The following is a 24,530-nucleotide window of genomic DNA, read 5'->3' as shown; positions in this document are numbered from 1 at the left end:
GGCCTTGTTCCGGGCTGGGTGAAATCTGAGGGTACATGAAACGAAAAACGCCGCCCCGAGGGGCGGCGCTTTGCAACTCACTCGCCGGTGTTCGACGAGACCCCGACCTGCGCGGGGCGCAGCAGCCGGTCGTGCATGATGAAGCCGTCGGCCGAGACCTGGATGATCTCGCCGGCCTTGGTGCCGGGCACCGGCGCTTCGAACATCGCCTCGTGGTGCTGCGGGTCGAACTTGTCGCCAACCTTCGGCGCGATCGGCTCGATCCCGTGTTTCTTCAGCACCGAGACCAGCTCGCGCATGGTCAGCTCAACGCCTTCGATCAGCGCCGCGGCCACGTCCTTCTGCTCGGTCGGTGTCGCCTCGACGGCGCGTTTCATGTTGTCGTAGACCGGCAGCAGATCGCGGGCCAGCCGCGAGCCGCCGTAGCGCTCGGCGTCGTGACGCTCTTTCTGTGCCCGTTTGCGCGAATTCTCGGCATCGGCCAGCGCTCGCATGAATTTGTCCTGAAGCGCATCGCGCTCCGCGCGCAGCGTGTCCAGCTCGATCGCTGCGTCGTCCATTTCTTCCATCTCGCCTGCAAGTTCTTCGGCTTCGGCCTCGTCAATATCGTCGAGGAAATCTTTCTCCGGCTCTGCCATTCTTCACCTCTAACTTCGGTCGGAAATCAGCTTGCCGACCAGCTGTGCCGTGTAATCCACGATCGGAACGATGCGCCCGTAGTTCAGCCGCGTGGGGCCGATCACACCGACCGCACCGATGATCTTTCGATCCGCGTTCATATATGGAGAGACCACCAAAGAGGAACCCGAAAGTGAGAAAAGTTTGTTCTCCGAGCCGATAAAAATCCGCACCCCGTCGCCGGTTTCCGTCAGTTCGAGAAATTCGGCAATGTCCCGCTTGCGCTCGAGATCATCAAACAGCACGCGAATGCGCTCGAGGTCCTCTTCGGCCCCCTGCTCGCCCAGAAGATTCGACCGCCCGCGCACGATCAGCCGCGCTGAATCGGCGGCGTCATCCGACCAGATCGCCAGCCCGCTCTCGACCAGATCGCTGCTCAGGCTGTCGATCTCCTGCCGGCGCTTCTTGATCTCCTTGCTGAACTCGCTGCGCAATTCGCTGAGCGTGCGCCCCTCGATCAGCGCGTTGAGAAAGTTCGCCGCCTCGCGCATCGAACTCGGGGTCTGGCCCGGCGGCGGGGTGAAGATGCGGTTCTCGACATGGCCATCGGCAAAGACCAGCACCACCAGCGCCCGGTCCTGCGCCAGCGAGACGAACTCGATATGCCGGATCGGTGCCTCGTGTTTCGGCGTCAGCACCAGAGAGGCGCCGTGGGTCACGCCCGAGAGCGCCGATCCCACCCGGTCGAGCAGGTTCGAGACGTCGCTGGCATTGCCGCCCATGGTCTGGTCGAGCGCGGCCCGGTCCTCGACCGCCAGTTCGTCGACCTCGAGCAGACCGTCGACGAACATCCGCAGCCCCTGCTGGGTCGGGATGCGCCCGGCGCTGACATGCGGGCTGTCGAGCAGGCCGAGGTATTCGAGATCCTGCATCACGTTGCGCACCGTCGCTGCAGAGACCTTTTGCGACAGGGTGCGGGTGAGCGTGCGCGAACCCACCGGCTCGCCGGTGCTCAGATAACCTTCGACCACCCGCCGAAACACTTCGCGCGAGCGGTCATTCATCTCTTCGAGTATTCTCGAGCCGTCGCTCATCGGGCTCTGACCCCTTTCTTTCCTGTCCCGGACCGACGCCATGACAGGGTTGCGAAACAGGTCGCCCACCCGTATCCCGACGGAGAAACCAGCAAGGACAAGATCATGCGACCGTCTGGACGGAACTTAAGCGAAATGCGCGCCGTTTCAATCGAAACCGGTGTCACGAAACATGCAGAAGGCTCCTGCATGATCAGGATCGGCGACACCCACGTGCTCTGCACCGCCACCATCGAGGACCGGGTGCCGCCCTTTATCAAGGGATCGGGCCTCGGTTGGGTGACCGCGGAATACGGCATGCTGCCACGCGCCACCAACACCCGGATGCGCCGCGAGGCCTCGGCCGGCAAGCAGGGCGGCCGCACGCTGGAAATCCAACGGCTGATCGGCCGCAGCCTGCGCGCCGGTGTCGACCGCGTCGCCCTGGGCGAGCGCCAGATCACCGTCGATTGCGACGTGATCCAGGCCGATGGCGGCACCCGCTGCGCCTCGATCACCGGCGGCTGGGTGGCGCTGAAACTGGCGGTGAACAAGCTGATGAAGGTGGGCGACGTGATCTCCGATCCGCTGACCCAGCCGGTGGCGGCGGTGAGCTGCGGCATCTACGCCGGCCAGCCGGTGCTCGACCTCGACTACCCCGAGGACAGTGAAGCCGGCGTCGACGGCAATTTCATCATGCTCGGCAACAAGCAGCTGATCGAAGTGCAGATGTCAGCCGAGGGCTCGGTGTTTTCCCGCGACCAGATGAACGCACTGATGGACCTGGCCGAGAAAGGTGTCTCGGAACTGGCCGAGGCGCAGAAGGCCGCCGTGGCATGAGCCGGAGCTTCTCGGGCGAAAAGCTGGTCATCGCGACCCACAACCGGGGCAAGCTGGAGGAGATCCAGGCCCTGCTCGCGCCCTATGGCGTCGAGGTTCTGGGTGCCGCGGCGCTCGGGCTCGATGAGCCCGAGGAGACCGAAACGACATTCGTCGGCAATGCGCGGATCAAGGCGCATGCGGCGGCGCGGGCCACCGGCCTGCCCGCCCTCGCCGACGACAGCGGCATCGAGATCGAGGCGTTGGGCAATGCCCCCGGCGTCTATACCGCCGACTGGGCCGAAACCCCGAACGGCCGCGATTTCGCAATGGCGATGCAGCGCACCCATGACGAACTTGAGGCGGCGAACGCCCCGCACCCGCGGCTGGCGCGGTTCTGCTGCACGCTGGTGCTGGCCTGGCCCGATGGTCATGACGAGGTCTTTCCCGGCGTGATGCCGGGCCGCGTGGTCTGGCCGATGCGCGGCGACCAGGGGCATGGTTATGACCCGATCTTCGTGCCAGAGGGCTACGAGATCACCTTCGGCGAGATGGACCGCTGGGAGAAGAACAAGATCTCGCATCGCGCCGACGCCTTTGCCAAGCTGGTGGCAGGCTGTTTTGACTGAGGACTGGCAGCTCGGCGGTTTCGGACTTTACGTCCACTGGCCGTTCTGCGAGGCCAAATGCCCCTATTGCGACTTCAACTCCCATGTCACCCGGCGCATCGACCATGCCGCCTGGCGCGACGCCTACCTGAGCGAGATCGACCGGGTGGCGGCGGAAACGCCGGGCCGGGTGTTGCGCTCGGCCTATTTCGGCGGCGGCACGCCCTCGCTAATGGACGTTCAGACGGTCGAGGCGATCCTCGACCGCGTGGCTCAGCGCTGGACGCTGGCCAATGACGTTGAAATCACGCTCGAGGCCAATCCGTCGTCGGTCGAGGCCGGACGGTTTCGCGGCTATCGCGCCGCCGGGGTCAACCGCGTGTCGCTCGGCGTGCAGGCGCTGAACGACACCGATCTGCGCCGGCTCGGCCGGCTGCACGACGTGGCCCAGGCCGAAGCGGCAATCGCCATCGCCCAGGAGACCTTTGAACGGATGAGCTTTGACCTGATCTATGCCCGTCAGGATCAGAGCCTCGCCGACTGGGAAAGCGAGTTGCGCCGCGCGCTGGCGATGGGGGTGGATCACCTGTCGCTCTATCAGCTGACAATCGAGGACGGCACCGCATTCGGCGACCGGTTCAAGGCCGGCAAGCTGCGCGGGTTGCCGCAGGAAGAGCTCTCGGCCGATATGTATGCGCTGACCCAGGAGATTTGCGAGGCGGAAGGGCTGCCGGCCTATGAAGTCTCGAACCATGCCCGGGCTGACAGCCGGTCGCGGCACAACCTGATCTACTGGACCGGCGGCGATTATGCCGGGATCGGCCCCGGCGCACACGGCCGGCTGACTCTGGGCGGCACGCGGATCGCGACGGAAGCCCGGCGCAACCCAGGCGCTTGGTTACAGGCAGTGGCGCAGGGCGATGCAGAGGTACGCTCAGCCTTGGGGCCACAAGATATCGCGTTAGAATACATCATGATGGGGCTTCGGACAGAAGAACCGCTCGATCTGGCGCGGCTGAAGCGCTGGACCGGCGCCGAAATCGCCCCGGCCCGGCTGTCGCATCTTCGGGACCTGGGGATGATCGTAGTTCGGGACGAGATGATTTCGGTCACCCCACAGGGGCGACCGATCCTCAATGCGGTGATAGCGGAACTGATCCGCGACTTCGACTGACCTATTCGCCGGCAAGGCGCCGACAAAGGTCGTCGAGCTGTTCGAGCGACGTGTAACTCAGAACCAGCTTGCCGCCCTCGGTGCCAGCCTTGTGCTCGACCGAGACCCTGAGCCCCAGATGCGCCGACAGATCGCCTTCCAGAGCGCGGGTGTCGGCGTCCTTGCCGGTCGGCTCCGACAGGAAGCTGGTGGTGGTTTCCTTCGGCTCCGGCGCCGGGCCCTGTCTCGCCAGCTTTTCCGTCTCTCGCACCGACAGGCCCTGAGCGACGACACGCTTGGCCAGGTCGACCGCGTTCTCGCAGGTGACAAGCGCACGGGCGTGACCAGCAGAGATCTCGCCCTGCTGCAGCATGTCGCGCACCTCGTCCGGCAGCGTCAGAAGCCGCAGAAGGTTGGCGATATGGCTGCGGCTCTTGCCGAGCGCCTTGGCCAGCTTTTCCTGGGTGTGGCCGAACCGGTCCATCAACTGCCGAAAACCCATCGCCTCTTCGACCGGGTTGAGATCGGCGCGCTGGATGTTCTCGATAATGGCGACTTCGAGCACCTCGGTATCGGTGAACTCGCGGACGATCACCGGCACCTCGTGCAGCTGCGCCATCTGCGAGGCGCGCCAGCGGCGCTCACCGGCGACAATCTCGTAGCGATCTTCGCCCTGCGGCCTGACGATCAGCGGCTGGATCACGCCCTTCTCGGCGATCGAGTTCGCCAGTTCCTGCAGCGCGTCCTGGGTGAATTGCCGCCGCGGCTGGTCCGGGTTGGGCGAGATCCTCTCGACCGGCACCATCCTGTCGGCGCGGCGCGGCAGCTCGGCGCCCTCACCCGGTGCCGGTTCGACATCCGCCATCAAGGCCGACAACCCGCGACCGAGCCCGCGACGTTTCTCCTGTTTCATCTGCTCTCCCCTATGCAGCGCGGCGGGCGTTTTTCCCTACCAGTTCTTGTGCCAGGGCCCGGTATGCCATCGCGCCCTTGGAATTGGAATCATATTCAAGCACCGGCACCGAGTAAGAAGGCGCCTCGCTGACCCGCACGTTGCGGGGGATCAGCGTCTGGAAGACGAGATCGCCAAGGTTGTCACGGGCATCCATCTCGACCTGTTGCGAGAGATTGTTGCGCGCGTCATACATCGTCAGGACCACGCCTTCGATCCGCAGGTCGGGATTGGCGCTCTGGCGCACTTCCCGGATGGTCAGCATCAGCTGCGACAAGCCTTCGAGGGCGAAGAACTCGCTTTGCAGCGGTACCAGGACGGAATGCGCAGCTACCATGGCGTTGACCGTCAGGAGGTTGAGCGACGGCGGGCAATCGATCAGCACGAAATCAAACCCGAAGGCGTCAATCGCGGTCTGACGTAGGGCGTCATGCAGGAGAAAGCTTCGCTTTTCGTTCGAAATCAGCTCGATATCGGCCGACGAGAGATCGACGGTGGCCGGAATGATGGCGAGCTTGTCGACCGAAGTTGCCTTGATCGCATCGGCCAGGGAAACATCCTCGAGCAGCAATTCGTAGGTCGTCAGGTCGCGATCCTGCGGTACGACCCCGATGCCGGTGGAGGCGTTGCCTTGAGGGTCGAGATCGACAATCAACACGTTGTAGCCCTGCTCAGCCAAGGCGGCACCAAGATTGATCGTCGTGGTGGTCTTGCCGACGCCGCCCTTCTGGTTGGCGACGGCGATGATTTTCGGGCCGATAGGGCGGATCGGATCAGACACGGGAAATCTCTCTTATGCGTAGGATGACGGCGCCTTCTTGAGTGCAACTTCTAATCGCATCCCAGTGAAATGAAAATGACTTCTGTGCTTCGGTGAGTTCGTTTTCCCAGGTGATGCCTTTCAGCAAGAGCGCGGTGCCCCCAGGGGCGAGATGCCGGTCGACAAATGTCAGCAATTGCGGCAGCGGGGCCAAGGCGCGGGCTGACAGGATCGCCGCAGCCTGCGGCGGTGTGGCTTCGATCCGATCGGCGATCACCTTGGCTTGGGTTTCGGTTTCCCGCAGAACCGTGCGAAGGAAGGCTGCCTTTCGCTGGTCAGATTCGATAAGCGTCACAGAAAATTCCTGCTTTTGAAGCAGGGCAACGACGAGACCCGGCAGGCCGCCGCCGGTGCCAAGATCGAGCCATGGCCCTGCGAGGCCTTCTGCAGCGTCGAAAACCTGAAGGGAATCTCGGATATGACGGTCCCAGACGTCGTCCAGCGTCGCCCGAGACACAAGATTGATTTTCGGAGACCACTTTCGCAGCAGCGCCACGTAGTGCTCAAGCCGTTCAAATGTTTCACGTGAAACATTCAGTGACGCTGCAGACGGTTGACTCATGCCGACCTGCGATGATCAAGCTTGCGCACACGCGACAGCAACAATGTGAGTGCCGCCGGCGTCACGCCCTCCACGCGCGACGCCTGCAGGATATTTTCAGGCCGGGCTGCTGCCAGTTTGCTGCGCAGTTCGTTGGAGAGGCCATCGATCGCTTCGTAGCTAAAATCAGCAGGAATCTGCAGACTCTCATCGCGCTTCAGCGCCTCGACATCCCGTTTCTGCCGTTCGACATAATTGGCATAAAGCGCATCTCGAGAGAGCTGCTCGGCAATCTCTGTTTCAAGGCCCGAGACGCTTGGGAGCAAGGTTTCCAAATCCTTCATCGCAACGTCAGGGAACGCCAAAAGCTGGAAGCCTGTCCTGCGAGTTCCATCATTCGACAGGTTGATCCCCGCCTCGGCTGCTTCTTTGGGTGTGAAGCTGGTCGACGTTAACAGATCGAGGCCTTTCGCCAATTTCTCTGCCTTCGTCTCAAAAGCTCTCCGCCGCTCTTCGCCAACGCAACCGATAGCCTGTCCCAGCGGCGTCAGTCGTTGGTCGGCGTTGTCAGCCCGGAGCGACAGGCGAAACTCGGCGCGAGAGGTGAACATGCGATAAGGCTCAGACACACCGCGGGTGATCAGATCGTCAACCATGACCCCGATATAGCTTTCCGAACGGCTGAAAAAGACCGGATCCTTCTCGAGAGCGAAGCTGGCCGCGTTGAGGCCGGCGATCAGGCCTTGCGCCGCCGCCTCTTCATAGCCGGTGGTGCCGTTGATCTGACCGGCGAGATAAAACCCATCAACTCCCTTCAGCCCAAGACGGGAGTTCAGCGCGCGCGGGTCAATGTAATCGTACTCGATGGCGTAGCCAGGCTGCAGGATCTCGACATTCTCCAGCCCGGCAATTGAGCGCACATAGGCGTGCTGCACGTCCTCAGGAAGGCTGGTCGAAATACCATTCGGATAAACCGTTCGGCTGTCCAACCCCTCAGGTTCCAGGAAAATCTGGTGGCTCGACTTGTCGGCGAAGCGCACGACCTTATCCTCGATCGATGGGCAATACCGCGGACCGATGCCGTCGATATGACCACCGTACATCGCCGAACGGCCGAGGTTTTCCCGAATGATATCGTGGGTCTTCGCATTGGTGTGCGTGATCCCGCAGGGGACTTGGCGCAAGGCTGGTTGATCAGACAGAAAGGAGAACAGCACCGGATCTTCGTCTCCCGGCTGGGTCTCAAGTTGGTCCCATGCAATGGTTTGGGTGTCGAGCCGCGGGGGCGTCCCGGTCTTGAGGCGTCCGATTGGAAGTTCCATCGCATAGAGCCGCTCGGCCAATCTGGTCGACGCGTCATCGCCCATGCGCCCGCCGGAATATGACACATCCCCAATGTGGATGACCCCTCGCAGAAACGTGCCTGTCGTGAGGACCACCGCCTTGGATGAAATCTCGCTGCGGTCACCAAGGATCACGCCAGAGACCGTCTCGCCTTTCATGACGAGGTCGGTCACCTCGCCTTCGATGATCGACAACCCCGGCCGCGAGTCCATCTCGGCCAACATCGCCTCGCGATACACCTTGCGGTCAACCTGCGCCCGAGGCCCCTGTACTGCCGGGCCTTTGCGTCGGTTGAGCAGTCGAAACTGAATGCCAGCGCGATCCGCAATCCGGCCAATCACGCCGTCCAACGCATCGACCTCACGCACCAGGTGCCCCTTGCCAAGGCCGCCGACCGCTGGGTTGCAGGACAGGACACCGATCCCGTCGCGTTTCAAAGTGACCAGCACGGTCTTTGCCCCCATCCGTGCCGCGGCATGAGCCGCGTCACATCCGGCGTGTCCGCCGCCAACAACGATGACGTCAAAATGTTTCACGTGAAACACTCCTATTTACCGACGCAGAACCGCGAGAAAATCTCGTCGAGCAGGTCTTCTACATCCACCTTGCCCAACAGGCTCCCCAGCGCTCGAATCGCGATACGCAATTCTTCCGCAGCTATATCATAGGCCTCTGGCCCATTTCGAACCCAATCCTGCGCCACCGAAAGATGAGCGAGCGACCGCTCCATCCCCTGTCGATGCCGCAGATGCGTCGCCAGCCCGGCGTCGGCACTGCGCTCTGTCAACACCGAGGCAATCCGATCTACCAGATGATCCAAGCCCTCACCAGACTTCGCAGAGATCCCGAAATCATCTACCTGATGTAGATCAGCCTTGGAATAGGCCAGAACATCGCCTGGCTGAACCTCGAGATCCGGCACATCCCCCGGCGCCAGAAGAAACAAGCGCAAGTCGGCGGTCTCCGCCCTGCCCCGCGCCAAGGCCACGCCAAGCGCTTCGATCCGGTCCTCGGTCTCGCGCAATCCGGCGGTGTCGAGCAGGGTCACCGGCAGGCCGCGCAGGTCCATCCGGACCTCGATCACGTCGCGAGTGGTGCCAGCAATCTCGGAGGTGATCGCGGCCTCGCGGCCGGCCAGGGCATTCAACAGGGTCGATTTTCCGACGTTCGGCTTGCCGACGATCGCCACCTCGAAGCCGCTGCGAATCCGTTCGGACACGGCGACCCCGTCAACCTGCCGCCGGATATTCTCCGCCACACCGGCCAACAGCGCGTTGACCTCTGGCGAAACATCGACCGGCACCTCCTCATCGGCGAAATCGATTGTCGCCTCGAGCAGAGCCGCCGCCCGCACCAGATCAGCCCGCCAGGTTTCGACCAGCTTGCCGAGATCGCCAGACAGCACCCGCAGCGCCTGGCGCCTTTGCGCCTCGGTCTCGGCATCGATCAGGTCGGCGAGCCCCTCGGTCTGCGCCAGGTCGAGGCATTCGTTCTCAAAAGCCCGCCGGGTGAACTCGCCGGCCTCGGCCAGCCGCAGCCCGTCGATTGCGCCAAGCTCAGCCATCACCTTGCGCACCACCGCCACCGAGCCATGCACCTGCAGTTCGACCACGTCCTCGCCGGTAAAGCTGGCACCCTCTGCAAAGCACAGCACCAGCGCCTCGTCGATCCGCCCGCCGTCGCGGGCTTTCAACACCCGCAGGCCGGTCTGCCGCGGTTCGGGCAAGGTACCGCAAAGCAATCGGCCCGCGGCAAATGCCTGCGGGCCGGAAATCCGAATGACCGAAACACCGGCCTTCCCCTGGGCCGAGGCCAGGGCAAAGATCGTGTCCATATCTGCCTCCGACTCAGGTGTTCATGGAATCGAAGAATTCCGAATTGGTCTTGGTCTGCTTCAGCTTCGACAGCAGGAACTCCACCGCATCCGTCGTTCCCATCGGGTTGAGAATGCGCCGCAGCACGAAAGTTTTCTGCAGGTCGAGCTTCTCGATCAGCAGATCCTCTTTCCGTGTGCCGGACTTCAGGATGTCGATTGCCGGGAACACCCGCTTGTCGGCCACCTTGCGGTCAAGGATGATCTCGCAGTTGCCAGTGCCCTTGAACTCTTCGAAGATCACCTCGTCCATGCGGCTGCCGGTGTCGATCAGCGCGGTCGAGATGATGGTCAGCGAGCCGCCCTCTTCGATGTTCCGCGCAGCGCCGAAGAAGCGCTTGGGGCGTTGCAGGGCATTGGCGTCGACACCACCGGTCAGCACTTTGCCCGACGAGGGCACCACGGTGTTGAAGGCGCGGCCGAGGCGGGTGATGGAATCGAGCAGGATCACCACGTCGCGCTTGTGCTCGACCAGCCGCTTGGCCTTTTCGATCACCATTTCCGACACCGCCACGTGGCGCTGTGCCGGCTCGTCGAAGGTCGAGGAGATCACCTCGCCCTTGACCGAGCGCTGCATGTCGGTCACCTCTTCCGGCCGCTCGTCGATCAGCAGCACGATCAGATAGCATTCCGGGTGGTTGACCTCGATCGACTTGGCGATGTTTTGCAGCAGAACGGTCTTACCGGTCCGCGGCGGCGCCACGATCAGGGCCCGCTGGCCCTTGCCGATCGGCGCCACCAGATCGATCACCCGGGCCGAGCGGTCCTTGATCGTCGGGTCCTCGATTTCCATCTTCAACCGTTCGTCGGGATAGAGCGGCGTCAGGTTGTCGAAGGCGATCTTGTGCTTGGCGCGCTCGGGATCCTGAAAGTTGATCGCGGTGACATTCACCAGCGCAAAATAGCGCTCGTTGTCATCGGGGGCACTGATCTCGCCTTCGATGCTGTCGCCGGTCCGCAGCGAGAACTTGCGGATCATCGTCGGAGAGACATAGATGTCGTCGGGGCCCGGCAGATAGTTGGCCTCGGGCGAGCGCAGGAAACCGAAGCCGTCCTGCAGCACCTCGAGCACACCATCGCCAGAGACCTTCCAGCCCTCATCCGCGCGTTCACGCAGGATCTGGAACATTATCTCGCCCTTGCGCATGGTCGAGGCGTTCTCGATCTCAAGGTCCTCGGCCATCGCCAGAAGGTCTTTGGGGCTTTTTGCCTTGAGGTCGGCAAGGTCGAGGTGATCTATCTGATCTTCTATCATGGCATATCCGGGCCAGCGCCGCATATCGGCACCATGGCTTCGTCTGAAAGGGAAAATCACATACCGGACGGTATGGAGCCCCTAGGTAGTCTGCCCGCTGCGAGAAGTCAATCTCACCGGGCCGGGGTGATCCCGAAACCTTCGGCCTCTCAGCAGTTTAAATAAATAAGAAAGATAAGATTGATTTGGACTGTAGGGACTCCTTTCTCTGTGGATTATCGAGTCCTCCCGGCGCTTATCAACACTGTGCAGGAGTTCGCTCCAAGACCGGGGACAATCTTGGCGGGCCTGTTTACGGGCCTAGAAAATATTTATATATATCAATAACTTGATACTATCATACCACCCTCTCTGGCTGGGGATAAGCCGCGGGACGGATTGCGGCAAGCAGATCTTCTCCCGGTCGGGAAGTTATGCTTTTCCCGCTGTGTCCGCTTGTCTGCCAACCCGGTGAAATGCGCCCGAAACCGGGCCGCGAACGCTCGACCTTCGGATCTCGCGGATGTATTCCTGCGGTCATCCGCCGCCCATCCACGGAGTCATCCACATGCCGAAACCGCTCATCCTGGCCTCCGGGTCGGAGATCCGCGCCGAAATGCTGCGCCGCGCCGGGCTCGCGGTCGAGGTGATGCCCGCCAGGGTCGATGAGGATTCGGTCAAACAGGGGATGCTGGCCGACCAGGCGGCGCCGCGCGACATTGCCGACCTGCTGGCCGAGATGAAGGCGGCCAAGGTCGCCGGCAAACGCCCGGATGCGCTGGTGCTGGGCTGCGATCAGGTGCTCGACTTCGATGGAACGCTGCTGTCCAAGCCGGAGACGCCCGACGCGGCGATCGCCCAACTCACCGCGATGAGCGGCCAGCGCCACAAGCTGCTCTCGGCCTGCGTCGCCTTTGAGGAGGGTAAGCCCGTCTGGCGGCATGTCGGCGTGGTCACCCTGAGCATGCGGGCGCTGAGTGAGACATATATAGAGGACTACGTGGCGCGAAACTGGCCGTCGATGCGCCAGTCGGTCGGCTGCTACAAGCTCGAGGAGGAAGGCAGCCGGCTGTTTACCACGATCTCGGGGGATTATTTCACCGTGCTTGGACTTCCGTTGCTGCCTCTGTTGAACTGGCTGGCACTAAGAGGAGAGATTGCCACATGACCGAAAACGTGCCGCTGGCCGGGGTGCTCGGCCATCCGATCCACCAGTCGAAATCGCCGCAGATGCATGGCCACTGGCTGCGCCGCTACGGCATTCGCGGGCATTACATCCCGATGGACGTGGCGCCCGGCGATCTGGCGGATGTGATCAAGGTGCTGCCGCGGATGGGGTTTGTTGGCGTCAACGTCACCATCCCGCACAAGATCAACGTGCTCGAGCTGGTCGACGCCATCACCGACCGCGCCACCATCATCGGCGCGGCAAATACGCTGATCGTGCGTCGCGACGGCAAGATCATGGCCGACAACACCGACGGCTACGGTTTTATCGAGAATCTGCGGCAGAACGCGCCGGGCTGGGATCCGAAGGCCGGGCCGGCGGTGGTTTTTGGCGCCGGCGGTGCCTGTCGCGCGGTGATTTCCGCGCTGCTCGATGCCGGGGTCGAGAAGCTGCTGCTGTCGAACCGCACGCGGATCAAGGCCGAGCAGCTGCAATACGAGTTCGGCAAACGGGTGCAGGTGGTCGACTGGGTGCAGGTCGGCAATGTGCTCGAGGACGCCGGGCTGGTGGTCAACACCACCTCGCTTGGCATGACCGGACAGCCCGAGCTGCGGGTGCCGCTCGACGGGTTGCAGCCGGGCACGGTGGTGACCGATCTGGTCTACAACCCCTTGCGCACAAGGCTGATCGAGGTCGCCGAAGAGCGTGGCTGTCACACGGTCGACGGGCTGGGCATGCTGCTGCATCAGGGCGTGCCGGGGTTCGAACGCTGGTTCGGCCAGCGGCCTGAGGTGGATGAGGAACTGCGGCGAGCCGTGCTGGGATGAGCTTTCGTCTCGGGCTCACCGGCTCCATCGGCATGGGCAAATCGACCACGGCGGGGCTTTTTGCCGCCGAGGGTTGCGCGGTCTGGGATGCCGATGCCGCTGTACACAAGCTCTACGGGTCTGGCGGCGCGGCGGTGGAACCGATGGCGGTGCTCTGGCCCGAGGCGGTGGTGGAGGGTGCGGTCTCTCGCGCGGTTCTGAAACAGATCATTGCCCGCGATCCGACCGCCCTGCCCCGGATCGAGGCCCTCGTGCATCCGCTGGTGGCGCAGGACCGGGCCGATTTCGCCCGCGACAGCCGCGCCGAGATCACCGTCTTCGACATTCCGCTGCTCTACGAGACCGGCGGCGAGGCGATGATGGACGCTGTGGCCTGTGTGTTCGTGGCAGAGGCCGTGCAACGCGACCGGGTTCTTGCCCGCGGTACGATGAACGACGCGCAATTCACGCAGATCCTTGCCAAACAGATGCCGATCGCCGAAAAGCGCCGCCGCGCGGATTACGAGATCGAGACCGATACGCTGGACCATGCCCGCGCGCAGGTTCAGGATGTGCTGAAAGACATAAGAGTGAGGCTGGCCCATGCGTGAGATCGTTCTGGACACCGAAACCACCGGTTTCGACCCCGAGACCGGCGACCGCATCGTCGAGATCGGCGCCGTCGAGCTCTATAACCACATGCCCACCGGCCGCACCTATCACCAGTACATCAACCCCGAGCGCGGCATGCCGCAGGAGGCCTTCGAGGTGCACGGGCTGGGCGACGATTTCCTCGCCGACAAGCCGGTGTTCAAGCTGATTGCGCAGGAGTTTCTCGATTTCGTCGCCGATGACGCCAGGCTGGTGATCCACAACGCCAGCTTCGACATGAAATTCCTTAATGCCGAGCTGGGCTGGTGCGGGTTGCCGCGGATCGCCATGGAGCGGTCGATCGACACCGTCGCCATGGCGCGCAAGAAGTTTCCCGGCTCGCCCGCCTCGCTCGATGCGCTGTGCCGGCGGTTCAACATAGACAATTCGGCGCGCACCCTGCACGGCGCACTGCTCGATAGCGAGATCCTGGCGGAAGTCTATCTGGAGCTGATCGGCGGCCGGCAGCCCGGGCTGGTTCTGGCCAGCGTGGAGCGGACCAATGTGGCCAGCGGCGGCGGCGTCTGGAAACCGAAACCGCGGCCCGTGCCCCTGCCCTCGCGGCTGACAGAGGAAGAGCGCGCCGCCCATGCCGCCTTTGTCGCTGGCATGGGCGAGAACGCGCTCTGGTCCCGGTACTGACCGTCGGGCCCGGGGACCGGGCCTGAGGCTTAGGCGTCCGGCGTGGCTTTTGCCTGAGCCTGCTGGGCGGCCTGGCGGCGCAGGATCTCGTTGCGATAAAGTGACACGAAATCAATGGTTTCCAGGTTAAGCGGCGGGAAGCCACCATCGCGGGTCACATCCGAGACGATGCGGCGCGCGAAGGGGAAGATCATCCGCGGGCATTCGATCAGCAGGTAGGGGTGCAGCTGCTCGTCGGGCACGTTCTCGATGTTGAAGACGCCGGCGTAATCCATCTCGAGCAGGAACAGCACGTCGCTGTTGGCCTTGGATTTCGAGGTGATCTTGAGCTTGAGCGCGACCTCGTACTGGTTGTCGGCCTGGCGCTTCTTGGCGTCGAGGTTCACCTCGACCTGGATATCGGGCTGCACCTCGCCGGTGGTGCCCTTCTGCGACAGGATGTTCTCGAACGACAGGTCGCGGACATACTGCGCCAGTACGTTCATCTTGGGCTGCTGCACCTGCTGTTGTTGCGGCTGTTGTGCAGCGCCGTTTTCGGTTTCGGTCTCGGCCATGGTTGTCTCCCCAAATGCGTTTGAGGTGGTTTACCAGCCCCGGATAGGAGGCTCAATGGTTGCTCCAGCCGGAAGGGCCGCCGCGCTTGTCGTTTTCGCCGGAAACCTCGGAATAATCGCCGTCGATCACCGTGTCGCGCGGGCCGGGGCGGTGCGACTCGGGGCGCTGGCCCATCTCGAAATGCTGCACCTTCACCCGCTTGCGGATGAAGTCATAGACCACCGCACGCACCGGCGGCATCAGCAGCGCAAAGCCCAGCGCATCGGTGAAGAACCCCGGCGTCAAGAGCAGCGCGCCGGAAAACAGGATCATGGCGCCGTCGGCCAGCGGCTTGGTCGGGTTCTGCAATTCCGAGAACGAACGCTGCAGGTTGGCGATTGCGTGCCGCCCCTGCTGGCGCACCATCACGGTGCCGAGGATCGCGGTGAGGATCACGATGGCCAGCGTTGGCCACAGACCGATGGCGCCGCCGACCTGGATGAACAGCGCGATCTCGATCAGCGGAACGAGCAGAAAGGCCAGCAGAAGATACATGAGCGATACCCCGAAGGTGAAAGATGGTGTGGTGGACTTGCACCCACCTTGGCCTTACATAAGTGCAACAGCATCCGCTTTCAAAGTGTGTCACTCATGAGGTTCTGATGAATTCGCCCCTGCTCCAGCTTCTTGTCCTTGCTGGGATTGCCGTTTTTCTGATTCTGCGGCTCAAATCCGTGCTGGGCACGCGCGAGGGCTTTGAAAAGCCGCCTCTGCCGCGCGGCGCCTCTTCGCAAGAGACAAAGCGCGACTTCGAGGTGATCGAAGGCGGGCCGGACCTCGACATCACGGATCACGTCCCCGAAGGCTCGGCCCAGGCGCAGGCGCTGACCGAGATGAAGCGGGTCGAGCCGTCTTTCAGCGTGTCGGAGTTCATGGGCGGGGCGCGCGGCGCCTACGAGATGATCCTGATGGGCTTCGAGCGGGGCGATCTGGCCGAGATCAAGCCGTTCTTGGCCGAGGATGTCTATGAAACCTTTGCCGAGGTGGTCGAGGCGCGCGAGGAACAGGGTCTGACCATCGAGGCCGAGTTCGTCGGCGTGCGCGAGCTGTCGCTGCACAATGCCACCTTCGACAAGTCCAGCGACCGGGCCGAGATCACCATGAAGTTCATCGGCGAGCTGACCCAGGTGGTGCGCGACAACTCCGGCGAGATCATCGAAGGCAGCCCGACGCAGGTCAAGAAACAGAAGGACGTCTGGACCTTTGCCCGCAACATGGGCAGCGACGACCCAAACTGGCTGCTCGTGGCAACGGATGAGTGAGCCGGTGCCATGCGGAGGTTGCTGTCTCTCCTTGGCCTGATCGGCCTGACCATGGGCAGCACCCCGGCCTCTTCCGAGATCTCCTATCAGGTTCTCTCCTTCGACCAGCTCGATGGCTGGGAGACGGACGACCATGACGCGGCCCTGCAGGTGTTTCGCAACACCTGCATCGACATGCGCGGCCCGGACTGGAAGGCGCTCTGCGCGCTGGCGCATGACATGGACGACGGCCGCGCGTTTTTCGAGCTGATGTTCCGGCCGGTACTGATGGAAGACGGCGAGGAAATGCTCTTTACCGGCTATTTCGAGCCCGAGCTGGAAGGCGCGCGCTATCCCGGCGGGCGGTTCCGCTGGCCGGTCTACCGGATGCCGGGCGAGGCGAGCAACCGCCCCTGGCTGAGCCGGCGCGAGATCCTGACCTCTGGCGTGATGGACGGCCGCGGTCTCGAGATCGCCTGGGTCGATGACCCGGTGGAGCTGTTTTTCCTGCAAATTCAGGGATCTGGGCGTATCCGGATGAATGACGGCACGGTGGTTCGGGTGGGCTATGCCGGCAAGAACGGTCATGAATATCGCTCGGTCGGTCAGGAGCTGGTGCGCCGCGGTGTCTATCAGCCGCATCAGGTCTCGGCGCAGGTGATCAAGAATTGGGTGCGGCGCAACCCGGCCGATGGCGAAGAGCTGCTGTTTCACAACCCCTCCTACGTGTTTTTCCGCGAGGTCTCCGAGGTGCCGGCGCACCTCGGTCCCTTGGGCGCGATGAATCGCTCGATCACGCCGATGCGCTCGGTCGCGGTCGATCCGGATATCGTCCGACTGGGCTCGCCGGTCTGGATCGAGAAGGACGGCAAGGGGCCGCTGAGGCGGCTGATGATCGCGCAGGATACCGGATCGGCAATCAAGGGCGCGCAACGGGCGGACATTTTCGTCGGCACCGGCGATGATGCGGGGCGCAAGGCCGGGCGGTTGCGGGATCCGGGGCGGATGCTGGTGCTGATGCCGATCCAGCGGGCCTATGCCCTGCTGCCGGAATCGGTGCAATGACCCGCAAGCGCAAGCTGCGGCCTGAGGAAGCGGAACTCTGGGGTCAGGTGGCGCGCTCGGCCACGCCGCTCGACAAGGCGCGCGGCATGGACAGCACCCGACCAGCGCCGCAGAAACCCGATCCGGCGAAGAACAAGGCCCCTCCCGAGCGGCCGCCCGAGATCTCGCCGTTTCAGATCGGTCAGAGGGCGAAATCTCCGGCCCCGGGCCACACGCTGGCGCCGTCGATCTCGGCCTCGCTGGCGCGCGATCCGGTGGCGATGGACAAGAAGGCCTTTACCCGGCTCAAGCGCGGCAAGCTTGTGCCAGAGGCGCGGATCGACCTGCACGGCATGACGCTCGACCGGGCGCATCCGGCGCTGGTGGGTTTCATCCAGCGGGCCTCGGCCCGCGAGATGCGGCTGGTGCTGGTGATCACCGGCAAGGGCAAGAGCCGCCCCGACGAGGGCCCGATCCCGCAGCGCCGCGGCGTTCTGCGCCACCAGGTGCCGCAATGGTTGCGGATGACGCCGCTGGGGCCACTGGTGCTGCAGATCAGCGAGGCGCATATCCGCCACGGCGGTGGCGGCGCCTATTACGTCTATCTCAGGCGGCGGCGCTGAGGCTGCCACGCGCCTGCACCACGCCCACCGCCATCATCGCGCTGGCAAAGACAAAGTAGACGGCCACACCCAGGTATTGCGTCTCGATCCCGACGCCGGCGTCGATCAGCACCCCGGTCAGCCCCGGCCCCAGCGCCGAGCCCAGAACCATCACCGCCGCGGCCATCGCCTTGATCGATCCCAGATGCGCGGTGCCGTAGAACTCGGCCCAGAAGGCATTGGGCAGCGTGTTGTTGCCGCCGGTGGTCAACGCCATGAAGAAGAAGCCAAAGAGCGCCGTCGCCGGGCTGGTGGCATAGGCGAAGCAGATGAAAGCCGCGACCATCGGTATCTGGTAGAATGGCATCAGCCGCGCGGTGCCCAGCCGGTCGAGCAGCCAGCCCGAGACGATCATCGCGCCGACCGAGATCGCGGTATAGATCGGGAACAGCGCCACCAGATCGAGATGCGCCCAGCCCTTGATCTCGGCGTAATGCACTTGCTGGAAGAAGAAGGCGGTGTTGAAGGCCGGCGGCCCGAGCAGCGCCGGGATCATGAACCAGAACAATCGGTGGCGCAGCGCCTCGGCACGGGTCCATTGCCGGGCATGCATGCCGGTGGAGCGGTCGGTTTCGGCATGGCTTTGCGGCGTGCGTTCGGTGCGCAAGAGCACCAGCAGCAGTGGCACGCCGGCGGCCGCGATCATCGCCGCCGCCACCCAGAGCATCCGCCAGTCAAACACCCCGAGCAGGGTCACGAAGGCGATCGGCAGCAGCGCCTCGCCAAAGGAGAAGCCCAGCGCCGCGATCGACAGCGCCCGGCCTCGTGTTGCCACGAACCAGCGCGCCATGGCGACCGCCGAGATATGGCTTGTCATTCCCTGGCCGGTCAGCCGCAGGGCAAAGATCACCAGCGGCAGCAGCCAGACGGTGGAAAACGCCATCGACAGGCAGGCCAGCGCCAGCAGGATCAGCACGCCCGAGCCCAGCACCCTGGCGCGGAACCGGTCGGTCAGCCCGCCGGCCCAGACCATGACCGCCGCCGAAAGCGTGGTGCCCAGCGAATAGATCCCGCCCCAGGCGCCGTGCGACAGCCCGTATTCGGCGCGGATCTCGCCGGCGAAGACTGAGATGAAGAAGGTCTGTCCAAAGCTCGACAGAAAGGCCAGCAGCGCCCCGGCCGCCAGCCAGGGCGCGTTTTGCACCAGGAATGATCGTTCACGCACTGCGATGGCTCCTTGCCGCACGGGGACCCGTGCGGGAGCCGGTGCGATATGGCTATTGCGACAGCGCCTGGCTGGTCGTGGCGATGTCGGAGGCCGTCCCGAGCGCCGTGCCAAAGAGCGACAGCACGGTGCGGATGGCAACGACAGGCGATTCAGTGGCCAGAACGGTGTCGTTGGGGTTTATCAGGAAATTCCGCGCCGCGAACAAGCCGTCGGCGGTGGTCAGATCGAGCGAAAAGATAACATGTTGTCTTTTTGGCCCGTTCGCCGGTTCGAGCACCACGTGACGTGCCGCGTATTCGCGCAGGATCAGCACGCCCTTGGGGTTGGCGCGCTGATCGTCGATGCCGCCCATCAACGACACCGCTTCAAGCGCCGTGACGTATTCCTTGGGGAAATAGATCAACTCTTCCGAGCCTGAGGCGCCAAGCGCGCTGAAGGCGCGCTCGTCCTGCTGCACGATGACCTTGTCATTGCCGTGCAGGCGGGTGTTCTTGGCGGGGCTGTCAAAGAGCTCCTTGGCGGGGATCGAATAGTTGGCAGCGCCACGGTTGAGCGTGACGATCGGGTTGCGCAGCGTCGGAGAGATGCCGCCGGCGGTGGCCAGCATGCTGAGGATCGAGGTGTTGCGGCCGGGCAGGGGATAGTTGCCCGGGCTGGCGACGCCGCCGACCACGCTGACCGCATGGGCCACACCGGGCGCGGCCGTCAGCTGCACCTGGGCGTCAGGGGCGATGGACACCAGCGAGCTTTGAATCCGGGCGCGGGCACCATCGGCGGTAAGCCCGTTGACCACCACGTCGCCGACGTAGGGAATGAACAGCGATCCGCTGGGCGAGACCACCAGCCCGTCCATCGCCGCGATGTTCGAACCGGCCTGGGTGATCAGCGAATTGACCTGGCTGTCCCAGATCTGGATGTTGACCTGGTCGCCCGGGCGCAGCACCTGGCTTTGCGGGCCCCGGCTGGCGGCGATCCAGTGGAAGCTGCCGCTCCAGCCGGTGACCGGCCATTTCGAGATCAGCGCGGCATTGACCCGGGTGACTGGAACCAGATCGAAAGGTGCGTTCTCGGATCGGGCGTGTTTGGTGACTTCGCGTTCAAGCGCAGCGCCGCGCGGCAGCGGGCCACAGGCGGCAAGGCCGAGAACCAATGCAATGATGAAATGGCGCATGAGCTTAGGCACGTAGACTTCCCCCGGACATCGACGCTTGTTTCGTCAGCTTTCTAGCGACAGTTTAGGGTGATAAACAGTCTGTGAATCCAATAAAATCGGCGGTTCGCCAACGTGTCTGGCCACAAGCAGAAGAAAAAAGTCCTCGTCCTCGGAGCTACCGGCCGTGTGGCGCGCTTGCTCAGGCGCCAGATCGAGGCTCAACCTCTTGAGAACACGGAGTTTTTCTGGGTCTCCCGACGGATGGTGCCGGGGGTCGACCAGGTGTTCGAAGTTGGTGGCGATGTTGACTTATTGCCACAGTGCAATGCGGTTCTTGCGCTCTGGGGCGCAGTATCTGGGGGTGTCGAGGCGCTCAACGGCAATATATCGCTGGCTCATGAGGCGCAGCGCATCGCCAGGGCCTGCGGCGCAGACCGGGTGCTGCATGCCTCGTCCTCGGCGGTCTATGCGCCGTCGCTGTTGCCGATCAGCGAAACGGGGGAATGCGCGCCGCGCAACGCCTATGGCGCTGCCAAGCTGCGGATGGAACGGGCGCTGAAGGGCGCGGTGCCGCGCGCCGTCTGCCTTCGGATCGGCAATGTCGCCGGGGCCGACGGGTTGCTGTCGATCATCGCCGACACCCCGTCGGTGACCCTGATCCGCTTTCCTGACGGTCGCGGCCCGGTGCGCAGCTATCTGCAACTGGCCACTTTCGCGCATGTGGTCGATGCGCTGGTGCGGCTGCCGGTGCGCGATCTGCCCGAGATCCTCAATGTCGCGGGCATCGCGCCGGTGGCGATGGAAGAGCTGGTGCGTGCCACCGGATGCGGCCTTGAATGGCGCCCGGCACCGCAGGGGGCGCTGCCGGTGATGGCGCTCGACGTGGCGCGGCTGACCTCGCTGGTCGATCTGAGCCCGCCAAGCACCGACGCCGGCGAGATCGTCGGCGAATGGCGCCGCATAGGGCAGCATCCATGACCCCTCAGAAACGTCTTCTCGATCTGCTCAGCGCGCTGTTCCTGCTGATCGTGCTCAGCCCGCTGATCCTCGGCGTGGCAGTCGCCATCCTGCTGCAGGACGGGCGACCGGTGCTTTATGTCTCTGAGCGGATGAAAAGCCCGGCCGAGCCGTTCCGGCTGTTCAAGTTCCGCACGATGACCAATTCGGACCGGGATTCCGGTGTTTCCGGCGGCGACAAGTCTCGGCGCATCACCCCGATCGGCCGCGTTCTGCGGGCCAAGCGGCTCGACGAACTGCCGCAGCTTTTCAACGTGCTCAAGGGCGACCTGAGCTTTGTCGGTCCGCGCCCGCCGCTGCGGATGTATGTCGAGCGCTTTCCCGCGCTCTATGGAAAGGTGCTGCAATCGCGCCCGGGCATCACCGGGCTGGCGACGCTGGTCTATCATGGCCACGAGGAACGCATCCTCGCCAATTGCGCGACGTCGGACGAAACCGATGCGGCCTATTCGCGGCGGTGCGTACCGCAGAAAGCCCGGCTCGACATTATCTATGCCCGCAGGCAGAGCGTCTGTTTCGACCTGAGGTTGATGTTCGCAACGGTGTTTCGACGGATCAGCCTGCATCAGGGCCGGCCCCGCCGGGGCTGACCGGGGCCGGCAGGAATCCGCTAATCGGGTTCCGAGAGGGGGGCGCGAACTGTCGGACTGGCGCGAAAGCAATCAAGGTTATATCCTGTCAGGGTTTTCATGCTAACGACAGGCTGGTGCGGAACCTGCTGTAAAGAATTACGACGACAGAATTTTCCTGGGGGATATTTGATGCTGTACAGTCTTTTGGTTCGAATGAGCCGGGGCCAGAAGGGTTTCATTATTGCCTGCTTCGACCTGTCGCTCATCGTCTTTTCCTTTGTCGGGGCCAACTCTCTCTTGATCGGCCAGATGCCTACGGCGCAGGTTCTGCGCGGCAGTCTTCCCTATCTCGCGGTGATGCTTCCGGTGGGGTTGGCGGTCATACTTTACCTAGGATTGCACCGAAAAAAGCTCATCACCTATGAGCTCAAGGGGGTTTTACAGTCCGGATTCATGGCACTGATGGTGGGGCTTTCCGGCGTCGCCACCAGCATTGCCATCGGCACCTACATCTCGATTCAGCTCTTTGTGATCGCATCTATGATCCTGCTGATCACCTCGGCCGGTCTGCGGCTGTTGTTGCGTGAACTGGTGGTGCGGGTCTATCTGCGGGGCAAGGCGCTGAAACGGGTGCTGATTTACGGCGCCGGCCGAACCGGTCAGCAACTGGCCTCGGCGCTCTTCACCGACATCGAATTGCAGCTGCGCGGGTTCATCGACGACAACCCCGGAACCCACGGCATGACCGTCTCGGGGTTCAAGGTTTATTCTCCGAACAAGGTCGAATCACTGGTCGAGACACTGCGAATCGACCGGATCGTTCTGGCCATGCCGGGCGCCAGCGAGGCCGACAAGGCGCGGATTGCCCGTCGGTTGAGCCATCTGGCCTGCGAAGTTCACATCATGCCGTCCTTTGCGCAGATGCTGCTTGACCAGGGCAACCGGACCGTGACCAAGCCGCTGGATTTCTCCAAGCTGCTGGGCCGCAACCATCTCGAGGCCGAACTGCCCGGGGTGAGCGATGCCTATGAGGGCAAATGCGTTCTGGTGACCGGGGCAGGGGGGTCGATCGGCTCTGAACTCAGCCGGCAGATCGCCATGTGCCAGCCGTCCAAGCTCATCCTGCTCGATCACTCGGAACTGCTGCTCTACAAGATCCAGCGCAAGCTCAACACCTTTCAGAACGATGTCGAGATCGTGCCGGTGCTGGGCTCGATCTGCGAGCCGGGGCTCGTCAATCAGGTCTTTGCCGAGAACCGGATCGACGTGGTGCTGCATGCCGCCGCCTACAAGCATCTGCCGCTGCTCGAGCTCAACACCATCGAAGGGCTGCGCAACAACGTGCTGGGCACCAAGGTGGTGGCCGATGCCGCCCGTCGTCACGGCGCCGAGCGGTTTATCCTGATTTCTTCCGACAAGGCGGTGCGGCCCAAGAGCATGCTGGGCGTGTCCAAGCGGCTGGCCGAGATGCTGGTGCAGGACATGGCGACCCGCGCGACCGGCACGATGTATTCGATGGTCCGCTTTGGCAATGTGCTGGGCTCTTCCGGTTCAGTGATCCCGCTGTTTGAGGACCAGATCGCCAATGGCGGCCCGGTGACGGTGACCCATACCGACGTGACGCGCTATTTCATGACCGTCAGTGAAGCGGTGCGGCTGGTGCTGCTGGCCGGGTCCTTTGCCCGCGGCGGTGATGTCTTCGTGCTCGACATGGGCAAGCCGATCTCGATCTGGGAGGTGGCGCGCAAGATGATCGAGAACGCTGGCTATACGGTGCGCGATGCCGCCAACCCGCAGGGCGATATCGAGATCCTGTTCACCGGCCTGCGTCAGGGCGAGAAGCTGTGCGAGGAGCTGCTGATCGGCACCGACATGCTCACCACGCCGCACCCCAAGATCCTGCGGGCGCAGGAAACCCACCTGTCAGAGCTGGAAATGGCGAATGTGCTGCAGGAGGTGCGCCGCGCGATCGACGCGCATGACATCAAGGCCGCGACCGAGATCGCCAACCGCTGGGTCGAAAGCGACGGCAAGTCCCGCAAGCCGGCCGCTGGCGAAAGCCTCGTGACCGGCTGAGCGGATCAGAACCGCAGGTGTTTCAGGTTGGCCATGCCGAGCCGGTTGCCGAACCATTGTTCCGAGGCGACAACGCGGCCGCGGCCGTCGACCGCGTACTTGTTGTTGAAGACGAACCAGGTGCCGTCTTCCTTGCAGGTCTCGATCATCGCCGTGGTGCCCTTGACCACGGGAGAGGGGCCGTCGACCTGAACCTCGCAGGTGAACTGGAAGCGGACGGTGATGTCCTCGCCATCAAGGAACCGCATCTCGCGCCGGATCGTGCCGCTGCGGCGGTTGGCGATCAGGCTGGGCAGGTTGCCAAAGCTCGCCGACATCAGGTCGCCGCCAAGACCACGGCTGCCGCGGGCAAGCCCGTTTTCCAGCGAGACCGTCTGCCGCGAGGCGGTGGCAAAAGTGGTGACCGGACCGTTTTGCGCGATCTTGAGGATCAGCGCGTTCGAGCCGACGCGCGGGAAATCGATCAGCACCAGCGGCTGCGTGCTTTGCGCCGCGGCCTGTTGCGCCTGTTCGGGCGTGACCCGCGCTGGTCCGGAATTTCCCCTGCCGCTCAGCCGGTTGGCAAAGGTGTCCCTGACCAGAGAACCGGCGTCGCTGCTCAGGTTCTCGCCACCGGAACAGGCCGCGAGAAGGGTGGCGCAGCCCAGCGCCAGAAGCTTGCCAAGACCGAAGCGGCCGGTCCGCCGTTGCACCTGTGTCAC

Annotated in this window: 26 protein-coding genes; 13 read left to right on the top strand and 13 right to left on the bottom strand. The window is 63.5% G+C overall.

The window, feature by feature from the left end:
• Positions 1-77 precede the first annotated feature (77 nt).
• Positions 78-638 carry a nucleotide exchange factor GrpE gene (locus VOI27_RS02975; RefSeq protein ID WP_323763803.1) on the bottom strand — a complete coding sequence of 187 codons (561 nt, stop codon included), beginning with the start codon at positions 636-638 and terminating at the stop codon, positions 78-80.
• Positions 639-647: 9 nt separating this feature from the next.
• Positions 648-1,712 (bottom strand): heat-inducible transcriptional repressor HrcA, encoded by a 1,065-nt coding sequence (gene hrcA, locus VOI27_RS02970; RefSeq protein ID WP_323763802.1) that lies wholly within the window; start codon positions 1,710-1,712, stop codon positions 648-650.
• A 105-nt stretch (positions 1,713-1,817) separates the two neighbouring features.
• On the opposite strand from hrcA, the gene rph reads away from it, so the two are divergent.
• Genes rph through hemW form a run of 3 tightly spaced genes read left to right on the top strand, consistent with a single transcriptional unit; the run spans position 1,818 to position 4,292 of the window.
• The gene (gene rph, locus VOI27_RS02965) at positions 1,818-2,531 is read left to right on the top strand and encodes a ribonuclease PH (RefSeq protein ID WP_323763801.1); all 714 of its coding nucleotides are present in this window, start codon (positions 1,818-1,820) and stop codon (positions 2,529-2,531) included.
• Positions 2,528-3,139, top strand: coding sequence for an RdgB/HAM1 family non-canonical purine NTP pyrophosphatase (gene rdgB / locus VOI27_RS02960; RefSeq protein WP_323763800.1), 612 nt, complete (start codon positions 2,528-2,530; stop codon positions 3,137-3,139). The genes rph and rdgB overlap by 4 nt, the downstream gene beginning before the upstream one ends.
• Entirely contained in the window at positions 3,132-4,292 is a 1,161-nt protein-coding gene (hemW, locus tag VOI27_RS02955) for a radical SAM family heme chaperone HemW (protein WP_323763799.1), read from the top strand. Before rdgB ends, hemW begins: the two co-directional genes overlap by 8 nt.
• A gap of 1 nt (position 4,293) precedes the next feature.
• Here the strand turns inward: hemW and VOI27_RS02950 are convergent, their stop codons facing one another.
• Genes VOI27_RS02950 through rho form a run of 6 tightly spaced genes read right to left on the bottom strand, consistent with a single transcriptional unit; the run spans position 4,294 to position 11,056 of the window.
• The gene (locus VOI27_RS02950) at positions 4,294-5,184 is read right to left on the bottom strand and encodes a ParB/RepB/Spo0J family partition protein (protein ID WP_323763798.1); all 891 of its coding nucleotides are present in this window, start codon (positions 5,182-5,184) and stop codon (positions 4,294-4,296) included.
• A gap of 10 nt (positions 5,185-5,194) precedes the next feature.
• Positions 5,195-6,004 carry an AAA family ATPase gene (locus VOI27_RS02945; RefSeq protein ID WP_323763797.1) on the bottom strand — a complete coding sequence of 270 codons (810 nt, stop codon included), beginning with the start codon at positions 6,002-6,004 and terminating at the stop codon, positions 5,195-5,197.
• Entirely contained in the window at positions 5,997-6,605 is a 609-nt protein-coding gene (gene rsmG, locus VOI27_RS02940) for a 16S rRNA (guanine(527)-N(7))-methyltransferase RsmG (RefSeq protein WP_323763796.1), read from the bottom strand. The genes VOI27_RS02945 and rsmG overlap by 8 nt, the downstream gene beginning before the upstream one ends.
• Positions 6,602-8,464, bottom strand: coding sequence for a tRNA uridine-5-carboxymethylaminomethyl(34) synthesis enzyme MnmG (gene mnmG / locus VOI27_RS02935; RefSeq protein WP_323763795.1), 1,863 nt, complete (start codon positions 8,462-8,464; stop codon positions 6,602-6,604). Before mnmG ends, rsmG begins: the two co-directional genes overlap by 4 nt.
• 11 nt (positions 8,465-8,475) lie before the next feature.
• On the bottom strand, positions 8,476-9,762 hold the full coding sequence (gene mnmE, locus VOI27_RS02930; RefSeq protein ID WP_323763794.1) for a tRNA uridine-5-carboxymethylaminomethyl(34) synthesis GTPase MnmE: 1,287 nt from the start codon (positions 9,760-9,762) through the stop codon (positions 8,476-8,478).
• Positions 9,763-9,775: 13 nt separating this feature from the next.
• Positions 9,776-11,056 (bottom strand): transcription termination factor Rho, encoded by a 1,281-nt coding sequence (gene rho, locus VOI27_RS02925; protein WP_323763793.1) that lies wholly within the window; start codon positions 11,054-11,056, stop codon positions 9,776-9,778.
• A gap of 547 nt (positions 11,057-11,603) precedes the next feature.
• Here rho and VOI27_RS02920 point away from each other — a divergent pair.
• Genes VOI27_RS02920 through dnaQ form a run of 4 tightly spaced genes read left to right on the top strand, consistent with a single transcriptional unit; the run spans position 11,604 to position 14,302 of the window.
• Positions 11,604-12,203, top strand: a complete 600-nt coding sequence (locus VOI27_RS02920; protein WP_323763792.1) for a Maf family protein — start codon at positions 11,604-11,606, stop codon at positions 12,201-12,203.
• Positions 12,200-13,030: a shikimate dehydrogenase gene (locus VOI27_RS02915; RefSeq protein WP_323763791.1), complete on the top strand. Its 831-nt coding sequence runs from the start codon at positions 12,200-12,202 to the stop codon at positions 13,028-13,030. The genes VOI27_RS02920 and VOI27_RS02915 overlap by 4 nt, the downstream gene beginning before the upstream one ends.
• Positions 13,027-13,620, top strand: a complete 594-nt coding sequence (gene coaE, locus VOI27_RS02910; RefSeq protein ID WP_323763790.1) for a dephospho-CoA kinase — start codon at positions 13,027-13,029, stop codon at positions 13,618-13,620. The genes VOI27_RS02915 and coaE overlap by 4 nt, the downstream gene beginning before the upstream one ends.
• A complete protein-coding gene (gene dnaQ / locus VOI27_RS02905; RefSeq protein ID WP_323763789.1) occupies positions 13,613-14,302 on the top strand; it encodes a DNA polymerase III subunit epsilon in 690 nt (229 codons plus the stop codon). The genes coaE and dnaQ overlap by 8 nt, the downstream gene beginning before the upstream one ends.
• A 29-nt stretch (positions 14,303-14,331) precedes the next feature.
• Here dnaQ and secB read toward each other — a convergent pair whose 3' ends face one another.
• Positions 14,332-14,856 (bottom strand): protein-export chaperone SecB, encoded by a 525-nt coding sequence (secB, locus tag VOI27_RS02900; RefSeq protein WP_323763788.1) that lies wholly within the window; start codon positions 14,854-14,856, stop codon positions 14,332-14,334.
• Positions 14,857-14,908: 52 nt separating this feature from the next.
• Positions 14,909-15,391: an FxsA family protein gene (locus VOI27_RS02895; RefSeq protein ID WP_323763787.1), complete on the bottom strand. Its 483-nt coding sequence runs from the start codon at positions 15,389-15,391 to the stop codon at positions 14,909-14,911.
• A 107-nt stretch (positions 15,392-15,498) separates the two neighbouring features.
• On the opposite strand from VOI27_RS02895, the gene VOI27_RS02890 reads away from it, so the two are divergent.
• Genes VOI27_RS02890 through VOI27_RS02880 form a run of 3 tightly spaced genes read left to right on the top strand, consistent with a single transcriptional unit; the run spans position 15,499 to position 17,804 of the window.
• A complete protein-coding gene (locus tag VOI27_RS02890; protein ID WP_323763786.1) occupies positions 15,499-16,158 on the top strand; it encodes a Tim44/TimA family putative adaptor protein in 660 nt (219 codons plus the stop codon).
• Between the two features lie 9 nt (positions 16,159-16,167).
• On the top strand, positions 16,168-17,202 hold the full coding sequence (locus VOI27_RS02885) for a murein transglycosylase A (protein WP_416374633.1): 1,035 nt from the start codon (positions 16,168-16,170) through the stop codon (positions 17,200-17,202).
• Complete coding sequence (locus VOI27_RS02880) at positions 17,199-17,804, top strand: Smr/MutS family protein (protein WP_323763785.1); 606 nt, start codon at positions 17,199-17,201, stop codon at positions 17,802-17,804. Before VOI27_RS02885 ends, VOI27_RS02880 begins: the two co-directional genes overlap by 4 nt.
• Here the strand turns inward: VOI27_RS02880 and VOI27_RS02875 are convergent.
• Both VOI27_RS02875 and VOI27_RS02870 read right to left on the bottom strand, forming a co-directional pair.
• A complete protein-coding gene (locus tag VOI27_RS02875) occupies positions 17,788-19,008 on the bottom strand; it encodes an MFS transporter (RefSeq protein ID WP_323763784.1) in 1,221 nt (406 codons plus the stop codon). The two genes, VOI27_RS02880 and VOI27_RS02875, sit on opposite strands and share 17 nt — an antisense overlap.
• A 52-nt stretch (positions 19,009-19,060) precedes the next feature.
• Positions 19,061-20,194 (bottom strand): polysaccharide biosynthesis/export family protein, encoded by a 1,134-nt coding sequence (locus tag VOI27_RS02870; protein WP_323763783.1) that lies wholly within the window; start codon positions 20,192-20,194, stop codon positions 19,061-19,063.
• A 102-nt stretch (positions 20,195-20,296) separates the two neighbouring features.
• Between VOI27_RS02870 and VOI27_RS02865 the strand changes: the two genes are divergently transcribed.
• The 3 genes from VOI27_RS02865 (at position 20,297) to VOI27_RS02855 (ending at position 23,829) form a co-directional block, all read left to right on the top strand.
• Positions 20,297-21,142, top strand: coding sequence for an NAD(P)-dependent oxidoreductase (locus VOI27_RS02865; protein WP_323763782.1), 846 nt, complete (start codon positions 20,297-20,299; stop codon positions 21,140-21,142).
• Positions 21,139-21,771 (top strand): sugar transferase, encoded by a 633-nt coding sequence (locus tag VOI27_RS02860; RefSeq protein ID WP_323763781.1) that lies wholly within the window; start codon positions 21,139-21,141, stop codon positions 21,769-21,771. Before VOI27_RS02865 ends, VOI27_RS02860 begins: the two co-directional genes overlap by 4 nt.
• 171 nt (positions 21,772-21,942) lie before the next feature.
• Complete coding sequence (locus VOI27_RS02855; RefSeq protein ID WP_323763780.1) at positions 21,943-23,829, top strand: nucleoside-diphosphate sugar epimerase/dehydratase; 1,887 nt, start codon at positions 21,943-21,945, stop codon at positions 23,827-23,829.
• 5 nt (positions 23,830-23,834) lie between these two features.
• On the opposite strand, the gene VOI27_RS02850 is transcribed toward VOI27_RS02855, so the two are convergent.
• Positions 23,835-24,530: a YjbF family lipoprotein gene (locus VOI27_RS02850; RefSeq protein WP_323763779.1), complete on the bottom strand. Its 696-nt coding sequence runs from the start codon at positions 24,528-24,530 to the stop codon at positions 23,835-23,837.

It is taken from the genome of Marinovum sp. (assembly GCF_034669705.1).
In the GTDB taxonomy this organism is placed as follows: Bacteria; Pseudomonadota; Alphaproteobacteria; order Rhodobacterales; family Rhodobacteraceae; genus Marinovum.
The sequence above is the reverse complement of the archived record's forward strand: the minus strand, read 5'-3'. Positions and strand labels throughout refer to the sequence as shown.